This window comes from Kitasatospora sp. NPDC059088, from assembly GCF_042738155.1.
GTDB lineage: Bacteria > Actinomycetota > Actinomycetes > Streptomycetales > Streptomycetaceae > Kitasatospora.
The window spans coordinates 8952-34280 of sequence record NZ_JBHYGR010000074.1 but is presented as its reverse complement, the minus strand read 5'-3'; the positions used below and the strand labels follow the sequence as shown (position 1 = coordinate 34280).

Here is a 25329-nt window from a genome sequence, read left to right as displayed (position 1 = left end):
GTCCTCTTCTTTGTGTTTTATTTTAATGGCCTCCCGCGGTTTGGAGTGACCACCCACCGGTTATGGCACGGGCGGATCCGATCCGCCGGGCCCTTCCACACTCTTCTACTCCGGCTTGTCGGCCTCGTCGGCCTTCTTGCGGTCCTGGGCCTCGCCCTCCTCGATGACCGCCTCGGCCACCGCCGCCATCGTCATCCGCCGGTCCATCGAGGTCTTCTGGATCCACCGGAACGCGGCCGGCTCGTTCAGCCCGAACTTCGTCTGCAGCACACCCTTGGCGCGGTCCACCAGCTTCCGGGTCTCCAGCCGCTGGGTGAGATCCCCGATCTCCTTCTCCAGCTCCCGCATCTCGGTGTACCGCGACACCGCCATCTCGATCGCCGGCACCAGGTCCGACTTCGAGAACGGCTTCACGATGTACGCCATCGCCCCGGCGTCCCGCGCCCGGTCCACCAGCTCCCGCTGCGAGAACGCCGTCAGCATCAGCACCGGCGCCAGGTGCTGCTCGTGGATCTGCTCGGCGGCCGACAGCCCGTCCAGGATCGGCATCTTCACGTCGAAGATCGCCAGATCCGGCTTGAGCTCCTGCACCAGCCGCACCGCCGTCTCCCCGTCCCCGGCCTCACCGACGACGGTGTACCCCTCCTCTTCGAGCATCTCCTTGAGGTCGAGACGGATCAGCGCCTCGTCCTCGGCGATCACGATCCGGGTGATCTGGGGCATATCGGTCTCAAGCGGCTGTGCCTGCTCGTCGGCGGTGCTCACGGGGCTCCTAGTTCCGGCGGGGTCCTGCGGTAATTGAGGGTACCTAGCAGCGGCCAACCGCACACAGCCGGTATGCTCTGTCGGGACTGACCCCGCCGGGTTGGTGGAACGGCATACACGGATGTCTCAAACACATCTGCCCGAAAGGGCTTGCGGGTTCGAATCCCGCACCCGGCACACTTCGCAATAGACCGCTTTATAGGCTGCTTTCCACCGTTCCCGGTGTCCTGTCCCGGGGTTCCCCACTGCCTTGCCTTTGCTATTTCACCGCGCGTCTCAGCTCGCCCGGTCCAGCGGCTCCAGCTCGACCGTGAGCCTCATGCCGAGCGCCTCGGCGAACCGCTCCAGAACCACGATCGTGGGCATCGTTGCTCCGGCCTCGAACCGCGCCACCGCCGGCTGCTGCATGCCGATCGCCGCGGCCAGCTGTGCCTGGGTCATGCCGAGGGCCTCCCGGCGCAGCCTGACCTTCTCCCCGAGCTCGAACCGGATCCGCGCGGCCTCGTACGCCGCGCCGGCGCCGGGACGGTTCAGAATCTCCTCACGCATGGCGCGCCAGGACGTGCGCTCGCTCATCTCGCCCACTCCTCGTCCTCGTCAACGGTGTGCTGCTCGGCCACGCAACGGCGCAACGCCCGTCTCGCGCGGTCGACCTCGCCGGCCTCCCGCATCCGGGTCTTGCGGAACACCGTCAGCAGGATGATCCTCCTGCCCGACGCGATCCAGTAGGTGATCCGCAGGTCCGATTCGTTCAGGTGGAAGCGCAGTTCCCGGAGTTTGCCGTCGAGTTGCCGACTGTGCGGCTCGCCCAGCAAGGGCCCGCGGACGGCGAGCAGTTCGACGTAGAAGGCGACCGTCTCCTGATCGTCCTGGCTCAGTGCGCGGATCCAGTCCCGAACCTCCGGTTCGAGTTCCACCTCTCCCCAAGTCATAACACGGATGTTATGGAGACGCCAGCACGCTCTCACGCGGATCCGACGGCCCACGGGCGGCATCCCTCCCAACGGGGGACGCCGCCCACGCGCAACCGTTCGAGTACCGCTCAGTCGTCCAGGGTCCCCACGTGGTGGACGCGGACGAGGTTGGTGGAGCCGGCCAGGCCGGGCGGGGAGCCGGCGGTGATGACGACGATGTCGCCCTTCTGGCAGCGGCCGAGGGAGAGCAGCGCCGCGTCGACCTGTTCGACCATCTGGTCGGTGGTCGGGGCGAAGGGGCCGAGGAAGGTCTCCACGCCCCAGGTGAGGGCTAGTTGGCTGCGGACGGCCGGTTCGTAGGTGAAGGCGAGCACCGGGATGGGAGAGCGGTAGCGGGTGAGCCGCCGGGCGGTGTCGCCGGACTGGGTGAAGGCGATCAGGTACTTGGCGTGCAGGAAGTCGCCGATCTCGGCGGCCGCGCGGGCGACGGCGCCGCCCTGGGTCCGCGGCTTGCTGCCGGTGGTCAGCGGGGGCAGGCCCGCGGCCAGGATGTCGTTCTCGGCGGCTTCGATGATCCGGCCCATGGTCTTGACGGTCTCGACCGGGAACTTGCCGACGGAGGTCTCGCCGCTGAGCATCACCGCGTCGGTGCCGTCCAGCACCGCGTTGGCGACGTCGGAGGCCTCGGCGCGGGTGGGCCGGGAGGCGTTGATCATCGAGTCGAGCATCTGGGTCGCCACGATGACGGGCTTGGCGTTGCGCCTGGCCAGTTTGACGGCGCGCTTCTGGACCAGCGGGACCTGTTCGAGGGGCATCTCCACGCCCAGGTCCCCGCGGGCCACCATGATGCCGTCGAAGGCGTCCACGATGGAGTCGAGGTTCTCGACCGCCTGCGGCTTCTCGATCTTGGCGATGACCGGGACGTGGCGTCCCTCCTCGGCCATCACCCGGTGCACGTCCTCGATGTCGCGCCCGCTACGGACGAAGGAGAGCGCGATCAGGTCGGCGCCGGTGCGCAGCGCCCACCGCAGGTCGGCGACGTCCTTGTCGCTGAGTGCGGGGACGGAGACGGCGACGCCGGGGAGGTTGAGGCCCTTGTGGTCGGAGACGAGTCCGCCTTCGATGACGAGGCACCGCACCCGCGGTCCGTCGACGGCGACGACCTCCAGGGTGACGCGGCCGTCGTCGACGAGGATGCGTTCGCCGCGGCTGACGTCGCCGGCGAGGCCGGCGTAGGTGGTGCCGCAGATGTCCTTGTCCCCCACGACGCCGTTGTCGGTGGAGATGGTGAACTCGTCGCCGCGTTCGAGGAGTACGGGCCCGTGGGCGAAGGTGTCGAGTCGGATCTTCGGGCCTTGGAGGTCGGCGAGGACGCCGACGCTCCGGCCGGTCTCGTCGGCGGCCTTGCGGACCCGACGGTAGCGTTCCTCGTGCTCGGCGTGGGTGCCGTGGCTGAGGTTGAATCGGGCGATGTCCATTCCGGCGTCGACCAGGGTCTTGATCTGGTCGTACGAGTCGGTGGCCGGCCCGAGGGTGCAGACGATTTTTGCTCGGCGCATACTGCTGAGGGTAGGCATTACCGGTGCGTAACCTCGACGCGGGTCCGGACTGCGGGATGACCTTTGCCGTAAGGCGAGTTGAACAATCTGACACATCCTCGGACCGGTGTGCGAGGGCCGTCCCCGGGCGTCTCCCGGGTGCCCCGGCCGATGCGATTCCGTGAAACGGTGTTCACCCCCGGTTCACCGCACCTTCCGTCCGCGCTCCCCGCCCGGCGGGACGCTCGTCACCCCCGGGTGTCGCACCCGGGGGTGTTGCGGCGATGAGGGGGGAGGCGCGCGCGATGAGACGACGCGCTCTGGGGGTGATCGCGGCCCTGGCCCTGTTGGGCGGGGTGACGTACGCGCTGGTCCCGGACGGCGGGGGGGCCGATCCGGTGAGGACGGTCGCGGTCACCGGGCTGATCGGTTCGGAGAAGCGGGCGTTCTTCGAAAGCCCGGAGGTGAAGGCCGAGTTGGCGAAGCAGGGCGTGGAGGTGCACGCCGATTCGACCGGTTCCTGGACGATGAGCGAGCAGGCGCGGAGCGCGTCCGGGCTGGACTTCGCCTTTCCGGCGAGCACGGCTCCGGCCCGCGAGATCCAGCGCAACTGGGGGTTGCAGGACTCTCCGCTGGTGCCGTTCTACTCGCCGTTGGTGGTGGTGGCGCACGCGCCGGTCGCGCAGATCCTGCGGGACAGCAACCTGGCGGCGCTGGACGATGCGAGCGGCGTCTGGACGTTCAGGATGGACGAGTACGTCAACGCCCTCAAGAAGGGCAGCAAGTGGCAGGACCTGCCGGGCGCGAAGGGCCACGCGGAGTTGTCGGGCCCGATCTTCGTCACCACCACCGATCCGGAGAGCTCGTCCTCGGGCGCGCTCTACGTCGCGCTGCTGTCGTACGTCCTGAACGGCAACCTGGTGGTCTCCGACGACCAGGGCGTGGAGGCGGCCCGGCCGGTGCTGTACCAGGCGACGGCGTTGCAGGGCGGCCAGAAGAGCAGCAGTGACGAGCCGTTCCGGGACTTCCTGGCGGGGGTCGGCAATCCGCTGATCTTCGGCTACGAGTCGCAGGTCGCCGCGATGGCGGTGCAGGGCCAGCCGACCGGGGACATGGTGGTGATGTACCCGGACACCACGGCGTACTCGGACCACACGATCATCGCCCGCACCGAGAACGGCCGGAAGCTGGCCGGGCTGCTGCAGAACGACCCGGCGCTGATCGCCCTGGAGATCAGGTTCGGCTTCCGTCCGCAGGCCGGCCACGACGCGTTCGCCGACCGGGTGAAGGGCGTCAAGCAGCCGGTCCTCGCCCAGGACCTGAACGCGGCGAAGGTGAAGCAGGCGACCGTCCCGTCGTTGGACAACCTGACCAAGCTGACCAAGGCGGCGAAGGGGAGCCCGAAGTGAACCTCCGGACGAAGCGGCCCGCCCGGCTGGCCGCCGTGCTGGCGGCGGTGCTCGCCGCGCTGGCCGCCTGCACCTCCTCGCCGGCCCCGGGGCCGACGCCGCCCCCGGACCCGTCCGGCACGCTGGCCGGGACCGCGCGCCCCGGGGTGCTGCGGGTCCTGGCCGGCAGTGAACTCCAGGACCTGCAACCGGTCCTGGACGACGCCCGGAAGGCGACCGGGGTGACGGTCCAACTCGCGTTCGGCGGCACGCTGGACGGCGCGGACACCATCTCCGCCGGTCGGGCGGACGGCAAGTACGACGCGGTCTGGTTCCCGTCGAACCAGTACCTGCGGCTGGATCCGGCCGGCCGGTCCAAGGTGCTGTCGGAGACCCCCGTGATGGTCTCCCCGGTGGCCGTGGGGGTGCGGTCCTCGGTCCTCGCCGACCTGGGCTGGGGGGACGGTTCGAAGGTCACCTGGGCGCAGATCGGCGACGCGGCCGCGGCCGGGAAGCTGTCGTACGGGATGTCCGACCCGTCGCGCTCCAACTCCGGCTTCTCCGCGCTGGTCGCGGTGGCCTCGGCGTTCTCCGGGGCGGGCGCGGCGCTGACCGCGCCGGACGTGCAGAAGGCGACGCCGCAGTTGAAGCAGTTCTTCACCGGCCAGAAGCTGACCTCGGGTTCCTCGGGCTGGCTGGCGCAGGCCTACGCCAAGGCCGAGCCGGGCCGGGTCGGCGCCCTGGTGAACTACGAGTCGGTGCTGCTGTCGCTGAACCGGACCCTGCCGGCGGACCAGCGGCTGACGGTGGTGCGCCCGGTGGACGGCGTGGTGTCGGCGGACTACCCGCTGTCGCTGCTGTCCTCGGCGGGGCAGGGCGAGCGGGAGTCCTTCCAGCGGCTGGTCGGCTACCTGTTGAAGGAGGACGTGCAGAAGCGCATCTCGGAGCTGACGCTGCGCCGCCCGGTGACGGCGGGGGTGGCCCCGGCGGCTGGGCTGCCCACCGACCGCCGCCGCGAGCTGCCGTTCCCGGGCACCCGGGAGGTGGCGGACGGCCTGCTGGCCTCGTACCAGAACGAACTGCGCCGCCCGTCCCGGACGGTGTACGTGCTGGACACCTCGGGTTCGATGGACGGCCAGCGGCTGGCCTCGCTCAAGGCGGCGCTGGGCCGGCTGACCGGCACGGACGACACCCGGGGGCTGCGCCGCTTCCGGGACCGCGAGGAGGTGACGCTGATCTCCTTCGCGTCCTCGGTGAAGTGGTCGAAGACCCATGTCGTCCCGGCTTCGGGGAGCCGGCCCGGTCCGGAGTCCGAGCTGGCGTCGATCAACGCCGACGTCCAGTCGCTGCGGGCCGAGGGCGGTACGGCGCTGTACGACTCGCTGGAGCAGGCGTACCGGGTGATCGAGACGCAGCAGAAGGCGGCGGGGGACGACCGGTTCACCTCGATCGTGCTGATGACGGACGGGGAGAGCAACGAGGGCGCGACGGACGGGGACTTCAAGCGCTTCCACGACGGGCTGCCGTCGGCGGAGAAGTCGATCCCGGTGTTCCCGATCAAGTTCGGGGAGGCGGCGGTGAGCCAGTTGCAGGGGATCGCGGACGTGAGCGGGGGCAAGCTGTTCGACGGCGGGGGTTCGCTGGACGGGGTGTTCGAGGAGATCCGTGGCTACCAGTAACCGCGCCGGGATGGGCCGGCTGCTGCTGGGCTACCTGGAGTCGACCAGGAACCTGGCCGGCTGCGGGGGCGGGGCGGTCGGGCTGGGGCTGCACTTCGCGGGCCTGGGCGGGTCGTGGTGGCCGGGGGTGGTGGCGGGGCTGTACGGGGTGGGCGCGCTGCTGGCGCCCGGCCGGACGGCGCGGCCCGAACCGCCGGAACCGCCTGAGCCGCCGGAGCCGCCCACCCCGCCGCGGCCCGTTCCGGTGCACACCGAGCTGGAGGTGCTGACCGGCTACCTGGCGAGCGTCCCGCTGCCGGCCTCGGCCGGGGTGGACACCCTGCTGGTGGCGCTGCGCGAGGCGGGGCCCGGTGCGGTGGTCGACCCGATCGTCCGGCACCGGCTGCCGGTCGCGGTGGACGGTTACCTGCGGGCCCGGGCCTGGCTGCCGTGGGCGGAGCCGGACGCGCCGGACCCGGCCGCGGAGCTGGGCCGGGAGGTGAAGCAGCTCTCCGCCGAACTGGGCTGACCCTCCGACGGGCCGGCCCGGAGGCGGAGCAGCGAACCCCGGAGGCGGGGAAAGGGGTGGCCGTCGGCAGGGAACGGGGTGGCCGGAATTCGACCGTCCCGCCCCGGTACCACCCCTTTCTCCGCCCATCCCGGTCACGAACGAGTCGCCAAGATCTCACCTGTTGGAAACGTCGGAGGGCTATCCAGCGGCCCGGCTCGCACGGCACACTTCTACGCGCGTCCTTCTACGCGCGTCACCGCTCTCGCGGACGCGCCACGCACCTCATCCGCACACCACTTGACGGCCCATCCGCCGTCGTTCCCCACTCGGGAGAGTCGTCCATGTCGCTGAACCGCCGTGACTTCGTCACCCGGTCCGCCGCCACCGCCGCCGGCGCCGCCCTGACCGGCGGAGCCGTCGTCGCCGCCGCCCCCGCCGCCGCGGCCGCCGAGCCGGACACGGCGGCCGCCAAGGGCAAGAAGAAGCAGCCCCGCCGCCAGGCCTTCACCGTCATGGGCACCACCGACCTGCACGGCCGGGTCCTCAACTGGGACTACTTCACCGACGCCGAGTACGTCGACCAGGCCCACAACGCGGTCGGCCTCGCCAAGATCTCCACCCTGGCCAACCAGGTCCGCGAGGAGAAGGGCTGGGACCGCTGCCTGCTCATCGACTCCGGTGACATCATCCAGGGCACCCAGCTGTCCTACTACTACGCCCGGGTCGAGCCGATCGCCACCGACGGCGACAACGTGCCGGACCACCCGATGGCCGTCGCCATGAACCTCATGGGCTACGACGCCGCCGCGCTCGGCAACCACGAGTTCAACTACGGCATCCCCACCGTGAAGGCCTTCGAGGACCAGCTGGAGTTCCCGCTGCTCGGCGCCAACGCCCTGCACGCGAAGAACGAGAAGCCGGCCTTCAAGCCGTACGTGATCAAGGAGGTGTGGCTGGACGAGGACACCCCGATCAAGGTCGGCATCCTCGGCCTCACCAACCCCGGCATCGCGATCTGGGACAAGGCCAACGTGGCCGGGCAGATGGTCTTCCCGGGCATCGTCGAGACCGCCGCCAAGTACGTGCCCCGGATGAAGGCCGCGGGCGCGGACGTCATCGTGGTCTCCGCCCACTCCGGCATCGACGAGCCGACCACCTACGGCGACCAGCTGCCCTGGCCCGAGGACGCCTCCGGCGAGATGGCCCAGACCGTCCCGGACATCGACGCGGTGCTGGTGGGCCACACCCACAAGGAGGTCGCCCAGCGTCTCCTCGTCAACAAGAAGACCGGCAAGACGGTCGTGCTCTCCGAGCCGCTGTGCTGGGGCCAGCGCCTGAGCTGCTTCGACTTCGAGGTCGAGTTCGTCGACGGCCACTGGAAGGTCGCCTCGGTCTCCTCCCGGGTGCTGAACTCCAACACCGTGCCGGAGAACCCGGAGATCAGCAACGCGATCCTCGAGCAGCACAGGAAGACCGTCGCGTACGTCAACCAGAACATCGGCACCAGCAGGATCGAACTGTCGATCGCCGAGGCCCGGTTCAAGGCCACCCCGATCATCGACCTGATCGGCAAGGTCCAGGCCGACGCCGTCAAGGCCGCGCTGGCGGGCGGGCAGTACGCCAACCTCCCGGTCCTGGCCCAGGCCGCCCCGTTCAACCGCACCGCGCTGATCCCGGCCGGCCAGGTCAAGCTGCGCGACGCGGCCGGCCTGTACATCTACGAGAACACCCTGGAGGCCCGCGTCCTGACGGGCGCCCAGCTCAAGGACTACCTGGAGTTCTCGGCCAAGTACTACTACCAGCTCGCCCCGGGCGCCCCGGTCGACAAGAACGCCATGACCGGCGCCGAGACCACCCCGGACTACAACTACGACTCGGTCTACGGCCTGAGCTACGACATCGACATCGCCCAGCCCAAGGGCAGCCGGATCGTCAACCTGTCCTACCAGGGCAAGCCGATCGACCCCACCGCCCAGTTCGTGTTCGCGGTCAACAACTACCGCGCCAACGGCGGCGGCAACTTCCCGCACGTCGCCACCGCCAAGGTGGTCTGGACGAACTCCGACGAGATCCGCAACACCATGATCGCCTGGGTCAAGGCCAAGGGCGTCATCGACCCCGCCGACTTCTTCACCAACTCCTGGCGCCTCGTCCGCGCCGGCCAGCCGGTGTTCTAGTCACACCCCACGAGGCGCCGCAGGGCCCAGCCCCGGCGGCGCCTCGCCATACCGGCGAACTGCGATGATGATCCGTGTGATCGAACCGAATCACCGGCTCCTCTCCTACGCGGGCACGCTGACCCCGCCTTCCGGCTGGAAGGTCGAGGTGTCCGGCAATGCGATCGTCATCACGGCCAGCCCCTGCGCACTCCACCAGCTCGACCTGCTCCTGGTCCGCAGGCAACTCGACAGGCACTGCCCGGCCGACCTGATGCCCAGCGAGAACACCAATCTCGCCGTCCCCCGCCTCGGCAGACTGCGTAACCCGGACCTGACGTACTTCCCCTTCCCGGCCGCCGAGTCCGACGACGACCAGGTGCCCGCCGAACAGTCCGTCATCGCAGTCGAGATCGTCTCCCCGTCCAACCCGGAGAACGACATCGTCGGCAAGGTCCGGGACTACCCGTTGATGGGCATCCCGCTGTACCTCCTGATCGACCCGCGCGAGGGCGACATCACCCTCTACTCCGAGCCCTCCGACGGCGGCTACCACCAGCAGTGGAACGGCAAGTTCGGCGACCGCGTCCCCGTCCCTGCCCCCTTCGACTTCGAGCTCGCCACCGACGCCCTCGTCCGCTACCCCGTCTGATCCGCTCCTCCGGCGAGACGATCGGACATCCAGCCGAGACTTGGGGATATTCATCCGCTCGTCCGGTCTCCCTACCGTTGAACACATCGAGAACGGCCCCACGGGGGGCCGGTGGTGGACCGGACGAGGGTGAGTGGCGATGCGTGCGATCGTGCAGAAGGAGTTCGGCGGCCCGGAGGTCCTGCGGGTGGCCGAGGTGGAGCGTCCGACGCTGCGCAGCGGCGAGGTGCTGGTGCGGGTGAAGGCGGCCGGGGTGAACCCGGTGGACCTGGCGGTGCGCTCCGGGGCGCTCCCGCTGCTCGGCGAGCCGTCGTTCACGGTGGGCTGGGACGTCTCCGGGGTGGTCGAGGAGGCCGCCCCCGGCGCCCGCTACCGGGTCGGCGAGGAGGTGTACGGGATGCCGTTCTTCCCCCGGGCCGCCGGCGCGTACGCCGAGTACGTGGCCGCGCCGTCCCGCCAACTGGCCCGCAAGCCCGCCTCCCTGGACCACGCCGAGGCCGCCGCGCTGCCGCTGGCCGCGCTGACCGCCTGGCAGGGCCTGGTCGACCGGGCGGGGGTCGGCGAGGGCGACCGGGTGCTGGTGCACCGCGCGGCCGGCGGCGTCGGCCACCTCGCCGTGCAGATCGCCAAGGCCCGGGGCGCGTACGTGATCGCGCTGGCGAGCGAGCCCAAGCACGCCTTCCTGCGGGAGCTCGGCGCCGACGAGGTGATCGACTACCGGACCACTGACTACACCGAGGCCGTCTCCGACGTCGACGTCGTCCTCGACTCCTCCTCCGAGGGCACCCGCGCCCTGGCGGTGCTCAAGCCGGGCGGCACGCTGGTCAGCATCATGGAGCACTGGAACCTGGGGCTGGCCGCCGAGATCGAGGCCGCCGGGCGGACCTTCGCGGGCGTCTCCGTCGAGCCCGACTACGCCTCCCTGGAGGCGCTCGCCGCGCTGGTGGACGAGGGCCGGATCCGCCCGCACGTCGCCGCGTCGTTCCCGCTCGACGAGGCGGCCCGGGCGCACGAGCTGGTCGGCTCCGGTAGCGTCCGGGGCAAGGTCGTCCTGACCGTCGACTGAGGCGTGGCGACGAACAACACCGGGGGCGGGTCGTGGACATCCTGAGCGAGGCACTGGCGTCGATGCGCACGGCGCACCCCGCGTCCGTGCGCACCGAGGGCCGGGCGCCGTGGGCGCTGCGGCTGCCCCCGGTGGTGGGGGCGGGCTTCCACGTGGTGCTGTACGGCACCTGCTGGCTGGTCCCGGTGGATCCGGAGATCGGGGGCGCCCCGGTGCCGCTCAGCCCGGGGGACGTCGTGTTCCTGCGGGACGCCCGGGGCCACGTCCTGGCGGACAGCCCGGACACCCCGCCGGTGGACGCCCGGGCCTGCCGGGTGGAGGACGGCTCGCCGATCGGCACCGTGACGATCGGCGGGGACGGCGCCCGCACCAGCCTGCTGTGCGGCAACTACCACCTGGACCAGGCCCGGCCGCACCCGATGGTCCGCCAGCTGCCGGCCCTGATCCAGCTGCCGACCCGGCACGGCCGGCACCCCGAACTGGCGGCCGCCGTCCAGTTGTTGGGCGCCGAGCTGGAGAACCCGCGGATCGGCTCGGCCGGAATCGTCCCGGCGCTGATCGACTCGCTGCTGCTGTACATCCTGCGGGCCTGGTTCGAGGACCGCCCCGCCGCGGACTCCGCGGGCTGGGCGGCCGCGCTGCGGGACGCCGCGGTGGCGCCGGCCCTGGCGGCCATCCACGAGGCGCCGTCGACCCCCTGGACGGTGGAGTCCTTGGCGGAGCGGGCGGGCCTGTCCCGGGCCGCCTTCGCCCGCCGCTTCACCTCGCTGGTGGGCGAGCCCCCGATGGCGTACCTGACCCGCTGGCGGATGACCACCGCCGCCCGGCTGCTGCGCGAGTCGGAGGCGCCGCTGACGGCGGTGGCCGCGAGGACCGGGTACGGCTCGGAGTACGCCTTCGCGAAGGCGTTCAAGCGGGAGTTCGGCCTGGCCCCCGGCGGCTACCGCCGGGAGGCCAGGGCCGCGTGAGCGCCCGCACCGCCCGGAACGGGATCGCCTGGAACAGGAGCGCACGGAACGGGAACGCACGGAACGGGAACGCCTAGAACGGGAACTGCGCCCGCCCGTGCTGCACCGAGATCCACTTCACCGTGGTGAAGGCGTCCACCGTGTACTCCCCGTTGAGCCGCCCGAGGCCGGAGTTCTTCTCCCCGCCGAAGGGCACCCCGGGCTCGTCCGCGATGGTCCCGCCGTTGACGTGGATCATGCCGGTCTCGATCCGCTGGGCGACCCGCACCCCGCGCTCGACGTCCGCGGTGTGCACCGCGCCGCTGAGCCCGAAGGGCGTGTGGTTGGCCAGCCGGACGGCCTCCTCCTCGCCGTCGAAGGGCACCAGCAGGACGACCGGGCCGAAGAGTTCGCGCTGCAGGATGGGCGCGTCCTCGGCCAGGCCGGTGAGCACGGTGGGCGCCATCAGGCTGCCGGCCGTGGCCCCGCGGAGCAGCGCGGTGGCGCCGCCGGCGACGGCCTGGTCGACCTGGGCGTTGATGGCGTCGGCCTGGACGGCGTTGATCAGCGGGCCGATGTGGGTGGCCGGGTCCCGGGGGTCGCCGACGGTCAGCGAGGCGATCTTGGCGACGAACTTCTCGGTGAACTCGGCGAGCACCCGCCGGTCCACCAGCACCCGGTTGGCGGCCATGCAGACCTGGCCCTGGTGGACGAAGCGGCTGAACACGGCGGCGTCCACGGCGTAGTCGACGTCGGCGTCGTCCAGGACGATCAGCGCGCTGTTGCCGCCGAGTTCCAGCACCGTCCGCTTGAAGTGCGCGGCGGCGACGGTGGCGACGTGCCGGCCGATCTGGTCGGAGCCGGTGAAGGAGATCACCTTGGGCACCGGGTGCTCCAGGAAGCTGTCGCCGATCTCCGCGATGTCGGTGATGACGACGTTGAGCAGGCCGGGCGGCAGGCCCGCGTCCTCGAAGAGCTTGGCGATCAGGCTGCCGCCGACGATCGGGGTCTCCTGGTGCGGCTTGAGCACCACGCCGTTGCCGAGGGCGAGCGCCGGGCCGATCGCCTTGAGGCCGAGGAACAGCGGGAAGTTGAACGGGCTGATCACGCCGACCACGCCGACCGGCAGCCGGTAGAGGCGGTTCTCCTTGCCGGGGGCGGGCGAGGGCAGCAGCCGGCCCTCGGTGGCCACCGACAGGTGCAGGCACTCCCGCAGCACGTCCTTGACCAGGGAGAGTTCGAAGCCGGCCTTGAGCGCGGTGCCGCCGAGTTCGGCCATCACGGCCCGGACGATCTCGCCCTCGCGCTCCTCCAGCAGCCGCAGCGCCCGCTCGAAGACCAGGCGGCGCTGGTAGGGGTTGGTGGCGGCCCAGGTGCGCTGGGCGCGCTCGGCGGCGCGGTAGGCCCGGTCGACCTCGGCGACGGTGGCCACGGTGATGGTGGCCAGCTTGTCCCCGGTGTAGGGGTCGACGTCGACGATGTCCCAGGAGCCGCTGCCGCTGCACCATTCGCCGTCGATGTACTGCAGCGCCAACTCGGAGAAGTACGACATCTGATCCCTCTCGTGCCCGACCTGATGGGAGCTCATCGTACTGATGTGTCAAAGCTCTTGGCGTACGGAGAGCAGAAGATCGCGGGTCCGTTCGGGTCCGAGGCTCTCGGCGACCAGTCCGTCCATGGCCTGCCGGTACGAGGCGACCTCGGCGGGCTTGTCCACGTAGAGGGCGGTGGTGAACTGCTCCAGGTAGACGACGTCGGCGAGTTCGGCCTCGGCGAAGCCCAGCACGCTGAAAGCACCGCTCTCGGCACTCAGCGCGGCGCCGCCGAGCGGGCGCACCTGGAGGCGCACGTTGGGCAGTTCGGAGAGCTGGAGGAGGGTGTCGAGCTGGCCGCGCATCAGCTCGGGCCCGCCCCAGGGGCGGCGCAGCGCGGCCTCGTCGAGGACGGCGTACAGGTGCGGCGGGTGGTCGGCGGTGAGCAGGTCCTGGCGCTTGCGCCGCACCTCGACCCGGCGTTCGACCTCGTCGTCGCGGAGGCCGTGGCAGCCGGCGTGGACGACGGCGCGGGCGTAGTCGGCGGTCTGCAGCAGCCCGTGCACGAACTGGACCTCGTAGCTGCGGATCTCGGCGGCGGCCTCTTCCAGGCCGAGGTAGTTCTGGAACCAGGCGGGCAGCACGTCGCCGTAGTCGTGCCACCAGGAGGTGGCGTTGGCCTCCCGGACGAGGCCGAGGACGTTGGCCCGTTCCTGTTCGGCGTCGACGCCGTAGAGGGTGAGCAGGTCGGCGACGTCGCGTTCCTTGAAGCCGACCCGGCCGAGTTCCATCCGGCTGATCTTGGACTCGGAGGCGCGGATCGAGTACCCGGCCTCCTCGCGGCTGACGCCTCTGGTCTCGCGGAGCTTGCGCAGCTGGCTGCCGAGCAGCAGGCGCCGTACGGTGGCGCCTCCGCCTGCCTGAGTCGTGCCCATCGAAGTCAACCTCCGCACTCGTGCAGCCCCCCGGCCGTCGGCCGCAGTCTGCCACCTGGCACTGACGAACAACAGCCCGTGCCGGGTCGCATTCCGGTCGCGGTGCGAAGCCTGGGAGAAAGCTGTGAGGCGACCGTCGGTGTACGCACGCGGGTGCGGGTGGGAGTGCAGGTGGGAGCCCTGGTAAGGGGTGGGTGAGAGCCCCGGCGGGGCTCGGGTGAGAGGAGCCTGGGAACGCGCTGCGGAACCCGCCGGGAAGCCCCGGCGACCCCCCGGGAACGCGTTCGGGAACGCCTTCGGGAACGCCTTCGGGAACGCGTTCGGGGACGCGAAGAGGAACGCCTCCGGGAACGCGAAGGGAGCACCTTCGGGAACGCGACGGCGCCCGCCCTCCAACTGGTCGGGGAAGAGGGCAGGCGCCAGGAGACCGCGTTGGCCCGGCGACGCTGGCGGGGGCAGCGGGTTGAGCTCCCGGCGATGCGGCGCCGGGGGTTCGGGGTGGGCCGGTCGGACCGTCGGCCGTCAGACCACCAGGGGGCGGTCGGTGGGCCGGATCGGGGCGGGAAGCGGGGTCTTGCCGCCCAGGTGCTTGTCCACCGCGGCGGCGGCCGAACGGCCTTCCGCGATGGCCCAGACGATCAGTGACTGGCCACGGCCGGCGTCTCCGCAGACGTACACGCCATCGACATTGGTGGCGAACCGGCCGTCGCGGCCAATGTTACCGCGTGTGTCGAGGTCGACGCCGAGCTGCTCGACCAGGCCGTTCTTCACGTCCGTCCCGGTGAAGCCCATGGCCAGGGTGACCAGCTGGGCCGGCAGGGCCCGCTCGGTGCCGGGCACGGGCTCGAACCGGCCGTCCTTGAACTCGACCTCGACCAGGTGCAGTTCCTGGACGTTGCCGTCCTCGTCGCCGGTGAAGCGGGTGGTGTTGACGGAGTAGATCCGCTCGCCGCCCTCCTCGTGCGCGGAGGTGACCTTGTAGGTCATCGGCATGGTGGGCCAGGGCTGGTGGCCGGGCCGCTCCTCGCCGGGGCGCGGCATGATCTCCAGCTGGGTGACGGAGAGGGCGCCCTGGCGGTGGGCGGTGCCGACGCAGTCGGCGCCGGTGTCGCCGCCGCCGATGACGACCACGTGCTTGCCCTTGGCGCTGATCGGGGAGTCGACGAGGTCGCCCTCCTGGACCTTGTTGGCCAGCGGCAGGTACTCCATCGCCTGGTGGACGCCCTTGAGCTCGCGTCCGGGCACCGGCAGGTCGCGGGCGGTGGTGGCGCCGGCGGCGATCACCACGGCGTCGAAGCGCGACCGCAGGTCCTGCCCGGTGATGTCCTCGCCGACGTGCACGCCGGTGCGGAAGCGGGTGCCCTCGGCCCGCATCTGCTCGATGCGGCGGTTGATGTGGCGCTTCTCCATCTTGAACTCGGGGATGCCGTAGCGCAGCAGTCCGCCGATCCGGTCGGCGCGCTCGTACACCACCACGGTGTGCCCGGCCCGGGTGAGCTGCTGGGCGGCGGCCAGGCCGGCCGGGCCGGAGCCGACGACGGCGACGGTCTTGCCGGAGAGGCGCTCCGGGACCTGCGGGGTGACCCCGCCGCGGTCCCAGGCCTTGTCGATGATGGTGACCTCGACGTTCTTGATGGTCACCGCGTCCTGGTTGATGCCGAGCACGCACGCCGACTCGCAGGGCGCCGGGCACAGCCGCCCGGTGAACTCCGGGAAGTTGTTGGTGGCGTGCAGCCGCTCGATGGCGCCGGTGAAGTCCTCGCGGTAGGCGAGGTCGTTCCACTCGGGGATGAGGTTCCCGAGCGGGCAGCCGTTGTGGCAGAACGGGATGCCGCAGTCCATGCAGCGGCCGGCCTGCTTCGTGATGATCGGCAGGAGGCTGCGCTCGACGTAGACCTCGTTCCAGTCCTTGATCCGCACGTCGACCGGGCGGCGCTCCGCCAGCTGCTTGGGCGTGGTCAGGAAGCCCTTGGGGTCAGCCATGTGCCGCCTCCATCATCTTGCGAGTGGTCTCGGTCTCGGAGAGACCGTCGCGCTCGGCGGCGTCCTTGGCGGCGAGCACTGCCTTGTAGTCGGTCGGCATGATCGTGGAGAAGCGGGAGACCCCGCTGCCCCAGTCGGCCAGGAGCTCGGCGGCGACGGTGGAGCCGGTCTCCTCGTAGTGCTGCTGCACGGTCTCGCGCAGCCATTCGCGGTCGGCGGCGGTCGGGGCCTCGATGCCCACCATGCCGTCGTTGACGTTGGCGGGGCGCAGGTCCAGGACGTACGCGACACCGCCGGACATGCCGGCCGCGAGGTTGCGTCCGGTCTCGCCGAGGATGACGACCCGGCCGCCGGTCATGTACTCCAGGCCGTGGTCGCCGACGCCCTCGACGACGAGGGTGGCGCCGGAGTTGCGGACGGCGAAGCGCTCACCGGCCTTGCCGCGCAGGTGGATCCGGCCGGAGGTGGCGCCGTAGCCGATGGTGTTCCCGGCGATGACGTGGTTCTGGGCGTCGTTGCCGATGGCCGCGGCCTCGCGGGCCGGGCGGACGACGACCACGCCGCCCGAGAGCCCCTTGCCCACGTAGTCGTTGGCGTCGCCCTCCAGCCGCAGGGTGATCCCCTTCGGCACGAAGGCGCCGAAGGACTGTCCGGCGGAGCCGGTGAGGGTGACGTCGATGGTCCCCTCCGGCAGGCCCTCGCCGCGGTACCGCTTGGTCACCTGGTGGCCGAGCATGGTGCCGACGGTGCGGTTGACGTTGCGGACCGGCAGCTGGATCCGCACCGACTCGCCGCGCTCCAGGGCGTCCTCGGCCAGCGTGATCAGCTGGTTGTCCAGGGCCTTGTCCAGCGCGTGGTCCTGCTCGGTGGTGCGGTGCCGGGCGGCGCCCTCGGGCAGCTCGGGCACGTGGAAGAGCGGGGCCAGGTCGAGCCCGGCGGCCTTCCAGTGGTCCACGGCGGCCTGGGCGTTGATGTGCTCGGCGCGGCCGACGGCCTCCTCGATCGAGCGGAAGCCCAGCGAGGCCAGGATCTCCCGGACCTCCTCGGCGATGAACTCGAAGAAGTTGACCACGAATTCGGGCTTGCCGGAGAAGCGCTCGCGCAGCACCGGGTTCTGGGTGGCGACGCCGACCGGGCAGGTGTCCAGGTGGCAGACGCGCATCATGATGCAGCCGGAGACGACCAGCGGGGCGGTGGCGAAGCCGAACTCCTCGGCGCCGAGCAGCGCGGCGATGACCACGTCGCGGCCGGTCTTCAACTGGCCGTCGGTCTGGACGACGATGCGGTCGCGCAGCCCGTTCAGCAGCAGCGTCTGCTGGGTCTCGGCGAGGCCGAGCTCCCAGGGGCCGCCGGCGTGCTTGAGCGAGGTGAGCGGCGAGGCGCCGGTGCCGCCGTCGTGGCCGGAGACCAGCACCACGTCGGCGTGCGCCTTGGAGACGCCGGCCGCGACCGTTCCCACGCCGACCTCGGAGACCAGCTTCACGTGGATGCGGGCCGCCGGGTTGGCGTTCTTGAGGTCGTGGATCAGCTGGGCCAGGTCCTCGATCGAGTAGATGTCGTGGTGCGGCGGCGGCGAGATCAGGCCGACGCCCGGGGTGGAGTGCCGGGTCCTGGCGACCCACGGGTAGACCTTGTGGCCGGGCAGCTGGCCGCCCTCGCCGGGCTTGGCGCCCTGGGCCATCTTGATCTGGATGTCGTCGGCGTTGACCAGGTACTCGGAGGTGACGCCGAAGCGGCCGGAGGCGACCTGCTTGATCGCCGAGCGGCGCTCGGGGTCGTACAGGCGGTCCGGGTCCTCGCCGCCCTCGCCGGTGTTGGACTTGCCGCCGAGGCGGTTCATCGCGATGGCGAGGGTCTCGTGGGCCTCCAGCGAGATGGAGCCGTACGACATCGCGCCGGTGGAGAAGCGCTTGACGATCTCGGAGACCGGCTCGACCTCCTCCACCGGGATCGGCTCCCGGTCGAGGCCGTCCAGCTGGAACAGGCCGCGCAGCGTCATCAGCCGCTCGGACTGCTCGTTCACCCGGTCCGTGTACTGCTTGAAGATGTCGTAGCGGCGGTTGCGGGTGGAGTGCTGGAGCCGGAAGACGGTGTCCGGGTCGAACAGGTGGGGCTCGCCCTCGCGGCGCCACTGGTACTCGCCGCCGATGTCCAGCGCGCGGTGCGCGGCCGGGATGCCGGAGGCCGGGTACGCCTTGGCGTGCCGGGCGGCGGTCTCCTTGGCGACCTCCTCCAGCCCGATGCCGCCGAGCTTGCTGGTGGTGCCGGCGAAGTAGGCGTCGACCAGGCCCTGGGAGAGGCCGATGGCCTCGAAGACCTGGGCGCCGCGGTAGGAGGCGACGGTGGAGATGCCCATCTTGGACATCACCTTGAGCACGCCCTTGCCGAGCGCCTTGATCAGGTTCTTGATCGCCTTCTCGGCCTCGACGCCCTGGATGAAGACGCCCTGCGCGACCAGGTCCTCGACCGACTCCATCGCCAGGTAGGGGTTGACGGCCCCGGCGCCGTAGCCGATCAGCAGCGCGACGTGGTGCACCTCGCGCACGTCACCGGCCTCGACCAGCAGCGACACCTGGGTGCGCTGCTTGGTGCGGATCAGGTGGTGGTGGATCGCGGAGGTGAGCAGCAGCGAGGGGATCGGGGCGTGCTCGGCGTCGGAGTGCCGGTCGGAGAGCACGATGATCCGGGCACCGTCGGCGATCGCGGCGTCGGCCTCGGCGGCGATCTCCGCCAGCCGCGCGGCCAGGCCCGCTCCCCCGCTGGCGACCTTGTACAGGCCGGACAGGGTGACGGCCTTCAGGCCGGGCTGGTCGCCGTCGGCGTTGACGTGGACCAGCTTGGCCAGCTCGTCGTTGTCGATCACCGGGAAGGTGATGCCGACGGAGCGGCAGGAGGCGGACTCGGCGACCAGCAGGTTGCCCTCGGGGCCGAGGTTGGACAGCAGCGAGGTGACGAGCTCCTCGCGGATGGCGTCCAGCGGCGGGTTGGTGACCTGAGCGAAGAGCTGCACGAAGTAGTCGAAGAGCAGCCGCGGCTTCTCGCTCAGGGCGGCGATCGGCGAGTCGGTGCCCATCGAGCCGAGCGCCTCGGCGCCGGTCCTGGCCATCGGCGCCAGGATGACGCGCAGCTCCTCCTCGGTGTAGCCGAAGGTCTGCTGGCGGCGGGTGACGGAGGCGTGGGTGTGGGCGATGTGCTCGCGCTCGGGCAGCTTGGCGAGCTGGATCTGCCCGGCGCCGACCCACTCCTGGTAGGGGTGCTCGGCGGCGAGGGCGGACTTGATCTCCTCGTCCTCGACGATCCGGCCCTGGACGGTGTCCACCAGGAACATCCGGCCGGGCTGGAGGCGGCCCTTCCGGGTGACCTTCTCCTGGTCGATGTCGAGCACGCCGACCTCGGAGGAGAGGACGACCAGGCCGTCCTCGGTGATCCAGTAGCGGGCCGGGCGCAGGCCGTTGCGGTCGAGCACGGCGCCGATCTGGGTGCCGTCGGTGAAGGTGACGCAGGCCGGGCCGTCCCAGGGCTCCATCAGGTTGGAGTGGTACTGGTAGAAGGCGCGGCGGGCCGGCTCCATGGTGGCGTGGTTCTCCCACGCCTCCGGGATCATCATCAGCACCGAGTGCGGCAGCGAGCGGCCGCCGAGGTGCAGCAGTTCCAGGACCTCGTCGAAGGACGCGGAGTCCGAGTGGTCCGGCGTGCAGATCGGGAAGATCCGCGACAGGTCCCCTGGGATCAGGTCCGTCGCGAGCTGCGACTCCCGGGCCCGCATCCAGTTGCGGTTGCCCTTCACCGTGTTGATCTCGCCGTTGTGCGCGACGAAGCGGTACGGGTGGGCGAGCGGCCAGCTCGGGAAGGTGTTGGTGGAGAACCGCGAGTGCACCAGGCCGATGGCGGACGCGTAGCCGCGGTCCGACAGGTCGGGGAAGAAGGGCTCCAGCTGGCCGGTGGTCAGCATGCCCTTGTAGACGATGGTGCGGGCGGACAGCGACGGGAAGTACACCCCGGCCTCGCGCTCGGCCCGCTTGCGGACGACGAAGGCGACGCGGTCCAGCTCGATCCCCGACCGGCCCTCCCGGGCCAGGCTCTGTCCAACAGGCGCTGACGCGAGAAAGACCTGCCGGAAGCGCGGCATCACGCTGCGCGCGGTGGCGCCGAGCAGGTCCGGGGTGACCGGCACGTCGCGCCAGCCGAGGACGGTCAGGTCCTCCTCGGCCGCGATGGCCTCGATCCGCGCGACGGCGGCACCGGCGGCCTCGTCCTCGTCCGGGAGGAAGGCGATGCCCACCGCGTAGGAGCCGGCGGCCGGGAGCTCGAAGTCGACCTTGCCGCGCAGGAACGCGTCCGGGACCTGGGTCAGGATGCCCGCGCCGTCACCGGAGTCCGGCTCGGCGCCGGTGGCGCCCCGGTGCTCCAGGTTGCGCAGGACGTTCAGCGCCTGCTCGACGATGGTGTGGTCGGCGATGCCGGTCAGCGTGGCGACGAAACCGACGCCGCAGGCGTCGTGCTCGTTCCGCGGGTCGTACAGGCCCTGAGCAGCAGGTCGCGCATCCGGCACGAGCGCGTACGGCTGGCGGGCGGCGCCGGCCTGGGGCTCGTTGGCGGAGTGCATGGATGCAGACAGCATCGGCTCTCCCGTCGTCGTCTTTCGGCAAGTTGGTGCAAGTAGGGACGACGTTGGCCCTGATGCGGTGAATCGATGTCGTGCAAGTTACATGATGCCCAGGATCCCGAGAAGCGGAATATCCCGTCCATATGGCGGACGGACGCGCAGGTCAGGGGGCCGGAGAAGAGGACGTGCCACAGTGCACGTCCCGACGATTGTGCCCGGCCGCCCCCGGCCTGAAACAGGGGCGAAACCGGATCGCCACACGAGCCGATCTTGACCGCCTGGGAATCCATCCCGGGACCGGGCTCCCCGGATGCGAATCCGCGGCTCAGAGGCCCGGATGATGAGACGATGCCGGGCAGCGCGCGACGTCCATGTGTGAAACGTCACCCACTGCCCGGCATAGTCATGCAGCCCTGCCGCCGTGCACCACCGCGTCGGCCCTAGGGCCTGTCCGGCGGATCTTGCCAGGCGCGCGACGCCGGGCATCCCGCCTGGACGCACGCCCGAATCGCCCAAGTACGTCCAGTACGAGGCCGACTCGGGCGCACGCCCAGCCGGGCGCCCAACGCCGCGCGCTGATCTGCCAAGATCCGCCGGACAGGCCCTAGCCGACGTGCCCGCCGATCAGCCACCCCAGCAGGTACGTCACCCCGGCCGCGGCCCCGCCCAGCACCAGCTGCCGCAGCCCGCTGAACCACCAGCTGCGCGCCGTCACCCGGGCCACCACCGCGCCGCACAGGAACAGCCCCAGCCCCGCCAGGAGCATCGCCGGCAGCAGCGTGGTCGCCCCCAGCAGGTACGGCAGCAGCGGCAGCAGCGCGCCCAGCGCGAAGCACAGGAAGGACGAGCCGGCCGCGACCAGCGGGGAGGGCAGGTCGTTGGGGTCGATCCCCAGCTCCTCCCGGGCGTGCACCTCCAGCGCCAGCTCCGGGTCCCGGGACAGCTGCCGGGCCACCTCGTGGGCGAGCTCCGGGTCCACCCCGCGCGAGACGTACACCTGCGCCAGCTCGGCCAGCTCGCCGTGCGGGTTGCGGCTCAGCTCCAGCCGCTCGGCCTCGATCTCGGCCTGCACCAGCTCCCGCTGGGAGGCCACCGAGGTGTACTCCCCCGCCGCCATCGAGCAGGCGCCGGCCGCCAGGCCCGCCAGGCCGGTGAGGATCACCGTGCTGCTGGAGGCCGCGCCGCCGACCACACCGGTCATCAGCGCGAAGTTCGACACCAGGCCGTCCACCGCCCCGAACACCGCGGGCCGCAGCCAGCCGCCGTTGACGTCCCGGTGGTGGTCGGCCGCGGGTATCCGCGGGTGCTGGGCGGGCTCGGCTTCCAGGGTGCTCGCAGTCACGGTACTTCCCCTCCGTCTTTCGTTCGTCGACCTGACCGTAGCCCCGTTGACCTGCGCATTTCCAGCAAAGTAAGGCTGTCCGAACAGCACTGAGGCCACCCTTCGCAAGGGTGGCCTCAGTTGCGGGGAAGTCCCTGGTCAGATCGGGTTCTTGGCGTCCTTGCCGGCCTTCTCGGCGCCCTCGTCGGCCGGTTCGGCCGCCGCCTTTTCGTCCAGCAGTCGAGACGGCTTCTCCCCGTCCACCGTCTCGCTCGGCTTCGGAACGGCCGCCTCCGCCTTCTTCGGCGCCGCGTCCTCCTCCTGGGCCGCGTCCTTCTCCTGGGCCTCGGCGTGCGCCGCCGGGTCGATGCTCGCCGGGTCCTCCCGGCCGGGCCGCTTCTTCCCGACGACCACGAAGTACACGACGGCGCCGATGAACACCACGATCGAGGTCCAGTCGTTCAGCCGCAGGCCGAAGTAGACGTGCGCCTCGTCGATCCGCAGCCACTCGGTCCAGAACCGGCCCACCGTGTACGCGGCGACGTACAGCGCGAAGGCCCGGCCGTGGCCCAGCCGCCAGCGCCGGTCCGCCCAGATCACCAGCAGCGCGACGGCCACGTCCCAGATCGACTCGTACAGGAAGGTCGGGTGGAAGACCCCGTTCACGACCTCGCCGTCGGGCAGCGTCTTGTGGATCTCCAGGCCCCACGGCAGCGTGGTGGCCCGCCCGTACAGCTCCTGGTTGAAGTAGTTGCCCCAGCGGCCCATCGCCTGGGCGAGCACGATGCCCGGCGCGATGGCGTCGGCGTAGGCGGGCAGCGGCACGCCCCGGCGGCGGCAGCCGATCCAGGCGCCGACCGCGCCGAGCGCGACCGCGCCCCAGATGCCGAGGCCGCCCTCCCAGATCTTGAAGGCGTTCCAGGGGTTCTTCCCCTCGCCGAAGTAGAGCTGGTGGTCGGTGATCACGTGGTACAGCCGGCCGCCGACGAGGCCGAAGGGCACGGCCCACACGGCGATGTCACCGACGGTGTGCTTGGCACCGCCCCGGGCGACCCAGCGCTTGCTGCCGAGCCAGACGGCCGCGACGACCCCGAGGATGATGCAGAAGGCGTAGGCGCGCAGCGGGATCGGTCCGAGGTACAGGACCCCCCGCGACGGGCTGGGAATGTAGGCGATATCCATGGCAGTTCCGACGCTACAGGGTCCGGCGGCCCCATCCGACACCCCCGGGGTCACAGATACCGAACAACGAACGCCGCCGCCCCCTCCCGCATCGGGAGGGGGCGGCGGCCGGACGCGCTCAGCCGGCCGACGGCGAGGGGTTGTTGGCCTCCGAGGCGGCGGCGGTGGGCGCCGGGGTCTGACCGTTCGTGCCCGCCGTCCCGAGCTGCTTGCCCTGGTTGGCGGCGTCCACCCACTTCACCAGGTTCGCCGGGGTGATCTCCTCGTTGCCGTTCTTCGGGTAGATCGGCTGGCCGTTGAGCAGCACCGTCGGGGTGGACTTGTAGCTGGACTTGTCGAAGTCCTGCTGCACCGCCGACACCCATCCGCCGTACTTGTTGTCGTTGACGCAGGCCTGGAACTCCGGCGTGTCCAGCCCCCCCACCTGCTTGGCCAGGTTGAGCAGCACCGCCTTGTTCCCGAAGGCGTCGTTGGTCTCGTCCGGCTGGTTGCGGTAGAGCACGTCGTGGTAGTCCCGGAAGTGCCCGGCGTCCTGGGCACAGGCCAGGGCGTTGGCCCCGTTCTTCGAGCCCTTGCCCGGCACCGCGCGGTCGATGAACGACACCACGTGGGCGTTGGTGTAGATCTTCCCGGCGTCCTCGAGCTGGTCGATGGTCGCCGAGAACTCGCGCTCGAAGATCCCGCAGGCCGGGCAGCGCGGGTCCTCGTACACGGTGAGCACCGACGGCGCGTTGCTCGCGCCGACCGGGATGACCAGGTTCTTGTCACCGATCGTCCCGGCCGGGGCGGCGGTCGGGGTCTCCGGCTTGGAGCGCTGGTTCTGCACCAGCACGCCGGTGACGACCGCGGCGGCGATCACCACGAGCACCGCTCCGCCGACGACCAGCTTCTTCCTGCGCCGCGAGCCGGCCTCCTCGGCCGCCCGCTGCTCCAGCATCCGCTCGCGGGCGGTGCGCTTGCCTTCTCGGTTCTTCTCGCTCATTGCCTTGACATCCACGGTCTGGGGGCCTTCGTCGGGTGCGGGGATGGGAATGGCCGGACGGGTCAGCTCGCCAACCAGCCGTCGGCCGAGAGCCGGGTGCGGGGCCGCCACAGCAGGAACCCGGCCAGCAGCAGGAAGCCGGTGTCGCGGAGGATCTCCTGCAGGTACTCGGTCTGCGAGGCGTCGACGTGCCCTCCGCCGCCGAAGCAGCCGCAGTCGATCGAGATCCCGCGCGCCCAGGCCGAGGCGATCCCGGCGATGAAGGCGAGCAGCAGCAGCGCCGACACCCCGGCGAGCAGGCGGACGCCGAGGCCGATCACCAGCAGCAGGGCGAGCGCCAGCTCCAGGAAGGGCAGCCCGTAGCCGATCGGTTTGACCAGGCCCTCGGGCAGGATCTCGTACGCCCGCACCGCCTGGGCCGCCTCCGCCGGGTCGGCGATCTTCGCCAGCCCGGCCCACCCCCAGACCACGGCCAGGCCGAGCCGCGCGGCCGTACCGATCCACTCGCTCCGGACCGGCACCCGCCGCGGCGCGGGCGCGGAGCCACCGGACTGCACTGCCGGCCCCGCCATCAGGGAACCCCCCTCGGGAAACTCGTTCACTTCCTGACGAACCGTAAGGGATGAAGACCGGTTCCTCCGGATTCACGAATTAAGCCGGACGAGTGACGTTCCGTCCGATTCCCTCGAACACCCCTACGTCACCGGCACCCCTGCATCCGCCCCGGGTCGAACAGCTCCGGCCGCCCCTCGTGCCGCCCCCGCGCGGCCCGCTCCGCCGCGTCCCAGCGCGCCGCCTCCGCACAGGCCACCGCCTCCCGCTCGGCCCGCTCCGCCCCCCGCTTGGCCAGGGCCTGCCCCACCTCGGTGTGCGCGCCGACCGCGGCCCCCAGAGCCAGCGCGGCCGCCGCCGCCCGCAGCAGCACGGCCCGATGAAGCCCAGCCACCCGCTCACCCCTTCGCTAGCCCGGCCACCCCCGTAGACGTGGTTCGTGCACTCGTCCCTCCACTCAACGCCGGTCAACCCCGCCTGATGCGTGTCGCCCGCGCTCTTCACCCGTTCGGGGCCGCCGCGCCGCTGACGCCGACGGAAAAGCCGGGGGGGCCCCCCCCCCCCGCGGGGGGGGGGGGGGGGCGCCCCCCCCCGCGGGGGGGGGGGGCGCCCCGCCGCGCCCCCCCCGCCCACACCCCCCC

General features: G+C 71.3%; 20 protein-coding genes and 1 tRNA gene. 8 read left to right on the top strand and 13 right to left on the bottom strand.

Annotated elements, in window-relative coordinates; translation table 11 throughout:
* Positions 1-105: 105 nt before the first annotated feature.
* A complete protein-coding gene (locus ACFWXO_RS28400; protein WP_375893448.1) occupies positions 106-723 on the bottom strand; it encodes an ANTAR domain-containing response regulator in 618 nt (205 codons plus the stop codon).
* 136 nt (positions 724-859) lie between these two features.
* On the opposite strand from ACFWXO_RS28400, the gene ACFWXO_RS28395 reads away from it, so the two are divergent.
* Positions 860-942, top strand: a tRNA-Leu gene (locus ACFWXO_RS28395).
* Positions 943-1041: 99 nt separating this feature from the next.
* On the opposite strand, the gene ACFWXO_RS28390 is transcribed toward ACFWXO_RS28395, so the two are convergent.
* From ACFWXO_RS28390 to pyk, 3 genes are all read right to left on the bottom strand, one after another.
* Positions 1042-1341, bottom strand: coding sequence for a multiprotein-bridging factor 1 family protein (locus ACFWXO_RS28390; RefSeq protein ID WP_375893392.1), 300 nt, complete (start codon positions 1339-1341; stop codon positions 1042-1044).
* Positions 1338-1697, bottom strand: coding sequence for a type II toxin-antitoxin system RelE/ParE family toxin (locus ACFWXO_RS28385; RefSeq protein ID WP_380527034.1), 360 nt, complete (start codon positions 1695-1697; stop codon positions 1338-1340). Before ACFWXO_RS28385 ends, ACFWXO_RS28390 begins: the two co-directional genes overlap by 4 nt.
* Positions 1698-1807: 110 nt before the next feature.
* Entirely contained in the window at positions 1808-3238 is a 1431-nt protein-coding gene (pyk, locus tag ACFWXO_RS28380) for a pyruvate kinase (protein ID WP_375893388.1), read from the bottom strand.
* A gap of 284 nt (positions 3239-3522) precedes the next feature.
* Here pyk and ACFWXO_RS28375 point away from each other — a divergent pair, with 284 nt between their 5' ends.
* The 7 genes from ACFWXO_RS28375 to ACFWXO_RS28345 all read left to right on the top strand — a co-directional run bounded on the left by ACFWXO_RS28375 (position 3523) and on the right by ACFWXO_RS28345 (position 11616).
* Positions 3523-4626 carry a hypothetical protein gene (locus tag ACFWXO_RS28375; RefSeq protein WP_380527032.1) on the top strand — a complete coding sequence of 368 codons (1104 nt, stop codon included), beginning with the start codon at positions 3523-3525 and terminating at the stop codon, positions 4624-4626.
* The gene (locus tag ACFWXO_RS28370) at positions 4623-6284 is read left to right on the top strand and encodes a VWA domain-containing protein (RefSeq protein WP_380527030.1); all 1662 of its coding nucleotides are present in this window, start codon (positions 4623-4625) and stop codon (positions 6282-6284) included. The genes ACFWXO_RS28375 and ACFWXO_RS28370 overlap by 4 nt, the downstream gene beginning before the upstream one ends.
* A complete protein-coding gene (locus tag ACFWXO_RS28365; RefSeq protein WP_380527028.1) occupies positions 6271-6792 on the top strand; it encodes a hypothetical protein in 522 nt (173 codons plus the stop codon). Before ACFWXO_RS28370 ends, ACFWXO_RS28365 begins: the two co-directional genes overlap by 14 nt.
* A 323-nt stretch (positions 6793-7115) precedes the next feature.
* A complete protein-coding gene (locus ACFWXO_RS28360) occupies positions 7116-8951 on the top strand; it encodes a bifunctional metallophosphatase/5'-nucleotidase (RefSeq protein WP_380527026.1) in 1836 nt (611 codons plus the stop codon).
* A 67-nt stretch (positions 8952-9018) separates the two neighbouring features.
* Positions 9019-9582 carry a Uma2 family endonuclease gene (locus ACFWXO_RS28355; protein ID WP_380527042.1) on the top strand — a complete coding sequence of 188 codons (564 nt, stop codon included), beginning with the start codon at positions 9019-9021 and terminating at the stop codon, positions 9580-9582.
* 139 nt (positions 9583-9721) lie between these two features.
* A complete protein-coding gene (locus tag ACFWXO_RS28350) occupies positions 9722-10648 on the top strand; it encodes an NADP-dependent oxidoreductase (RefSeq protein ID WP_380527024.1) in 927 nt (308 codons plus the stop codon).
* Positions 10649-10680: 32 nt separating this feature from the next.
* Complete coding sequence (locus tag ACFWXO_RS28345) at positions 10681-11616, top strand: AraC family transcriptional regulator (RefSeq protein ID WP_375893374.1); 936 nt, start codon at positions 10681-10683, stop codon at positions 11614-11616.
* Positions 11617-11689: 73 nt separating this feature from the next.
* Here ACFWXO_RS28345 and ACFWXO_RS28340 read toward each other — a convergent pair whose 3' ends face one another.
* From ACFWXO_RS28340 to ACFWXO_RS28300, 9 genes are all read right to left on the bottom strand, one after another.
* Entirely contained in the window at positions 11690-13147 is a 1458-nt protein-coding gene (locus ACFWXO_RS28340) for an aldehyde dehydrogenase family protein (RefSeq protein WP_375893446.1), read from the bottom strand.
* A gap of 48 nt (positions 13148-13195) precedes the next feature.
* On the bottom strand, positions 13196-14062 hold the full coding sequence (locus ACFWXO_RS28335) for a helix-turn-helix domain-containing protein (RefSeq protein WP_375893372.1): 867 nt from the start codon (positions 14060-14062) through the stop codon (positions 13196-13198).
* A gap of 522 nt (positions 14063-14584) precedes the next feature.
* Positions 14585-16045, bottom strand: coding sequence for a glutamate synthase subunit beta (locus ACFWXO_RS28330; RefSeq protein WP_375893370.1), 1461 nt, complete (start codon positions 16043-16045; stop codon positions 14585-14587).
* Complete coding sequence (gene gltB, locus ACFWXO_RS28325; RefSeq protein ID WP_380527040.1) at positions 16038-20651, bottom strand: glutamate synthase large subunit; 4614 nt, start codon at positions 20649-20651, stop codon at positions 16038-16040. Before gltB ends, ACFWXO_RS28330 begins: the two co-directional genes overlap by 8 nt.
* A gap of 604 nt (positions 20652-21255) precedes the next feature.
* Positions 21256-21993: a VIT1/CCC1 transporter family protein gene (locus tag ACFWXO_RS28320; protein ID WP_375893368.1), complete on the bottom strand. Its 738-nt coding sequence runs from the start codon at positions 21991-21993 to the stop codon at positions 21256-21258.
* Between the two features lie 138 nt (positions 21994-22131).
* Positions 22132-23154, bottom strand: coding sequence for a prolipoprotein diacylglyceryl transferase (gene lgt / locus ACFWXO_RS28315; protein ID WP_375893366.1), 1023 nt, complete (start codon positions 23152-23154; stop codon positions 22132-22134).
* Positions 23155-23272: 118 nt separating this feature from the next.
* The gene (locus tag ACFWXO_RS28310; protein WP_375893364.1) at positions 23273-24136 is read right to left on the bottom strand and encodes a DsbA family protein; all 864 of its coding nucleotides are present in this window, start codon (positions 24134-24136) and stop codon (positions 23273-23275) included.
* 62 nt (positions 24137-24198) lie between these two features.
* Positions 24199-24708 (bottom strand): MauE/DoxX family redox-associated membrane protein, encoded by a 510-nt coding sequence (locus tag ACFWXO_RS28305; protein WP_380527020.1) that lies wholly within the window; start codon positions 24706-24708, stop codon positions 24199-24201.
* 128 nt (positions 24709-24836) lie between these two features.
* Positions 24837-25082: a hypothetical protein gene (locus ACFWXO_RS28300; protein ID WP_380398152.1), complete on the bottom strand. Its 246-nt coding sequence runs from the start codon at positions 25080-25082 to the stop codon at positions 24837-24839.
* Positions 25083-25329 lie beyond the last annotated feature (247 nt).